Genomic DNA, 1,005 nt, shown 5'->3' on the forward strand with positions numbered 1-1,005 from the left:
GGGCTGCCGACCGGGGCCGGGCCCTCCAGCGGGGCCGGGCCGTCTGAGGGGTGCCGCCCGATCCGTTCGGTGGTGACGGACGGGTCCCGGGCCCGCCCGGGTCTTCTCGGGTGGGCCCGGACCGGTGCGGGGCGCGCTCAGACGAGCGCCCGTACGGCGTCCGGGCCGATGTCGAGGTGGCCGGCGACCAGCTGCAGGGTGTCGGTGAGGACCATCAGCCGGTCGAGTCCGGCGGTGGACGCGGCGAGGCCGACCGTGTGGCCGGACTTCCGGGCGTACTCGCAGGCCCGTGCGAGGGCGGCGACACCGGCCTCGTCGCAGGCCACGACGGCACGCAGGTCGAGGGCCAGACCGTCCGGGCAGGCACGTGCGGCCGACAGCAGCGCCTCCGGCAGGTCGACGGCACAGCGGTCGTCGAGGGTGCCGGCCATCAGCAGCAGGGTCACCGGGCCGCCGGCCGCCAGTTGCAGCGACAGCGCACCGTCGGCGAGGGTCCGGACACCGAGCGGGCTCGCGTCGGGCCGTTCGGGAGTCCTGCGTCCGTCGTGCGGGAGCATCGCACCACCTCCCTGCTCTCCGGTGATCCTGCCCGCACCAGATGGTTCGAACCCGATGGACCGGGCCCGGCGCCCGGGTCCCCGGGATTCTCATCTGTGCAGCCGGGGCGGCGGGTTGGAGGATCGCACCAGGCCGCGCCGGGCGGGAGGCAGCGGGAGGCAGCGGGCCGCCGCTCACCGCCCGGCGGGCCTGGCCCGCAGCCATTGGTCGAATTCGGCGGCGACGATGCGCTCGTCGTGGACGTCGGCGGCGGCGTCGGAGGCGAGCCAGACGACGGGCGGGCCCATCACGGACGGGTCCAGGAATTCCCGGTTCCCGGCGGTCGCGTCCGGGGGCAGCATGCCCGTGGCGGTCGGCCCGCCGGGCAGCAGCAGGTTGACGGTGACGCCCGTGCCGCGCAGGTCGGCGGCCATGATCCGGGAGAGCGACTCGCTGCCGGCCCGGGAC

At 76.4% G+C, this 1,005-nt stretch carries 1 protein-coding gene and 1 pseudogene; both read right to left on the reverse strand.

Annotated elements, in window-relative coordinates; genetic code table 11:
• Nucleotides 1-137: 137 nt before the first annotated feature.
• Entirely contained in the window at nucleotides 138-557 is a 420-nt protein-coding gene (locus ABZ641_RS39485) for a hypothetical protein (RefSeq protein WP_359989584.1), read from the reverse strand.
• Nucleotides 558-731: 174 nt separating this feature from the next.
• Nucleotides 732-1,005 (reverse strand): annotated as a pseudogene (locus tag ABZ641_RS39490) (hypothetical protein); the annotation flags it as partial.

It is taken from the genome of Kitasatospora sp. NPDC007106 (genome assembly GCF_040634455.1).
Taxonomy (GTDB): Bacteria; Actinomycetota; Actinomycetes; order Streptomycetales; family Streptomycetaceae; genus Kitasatospora; species Kitasatospora arboriphila.

Excerpts from the sequence above, each read along its gene's own strand:
- ABZ641_RS39485 (WP_359989584.1), bottom strand. The coding sequence starts at position 557 with ATGCTCCCGCACGACGGACGCAGGACTCCCGAACGGCCCGACGCGAGC.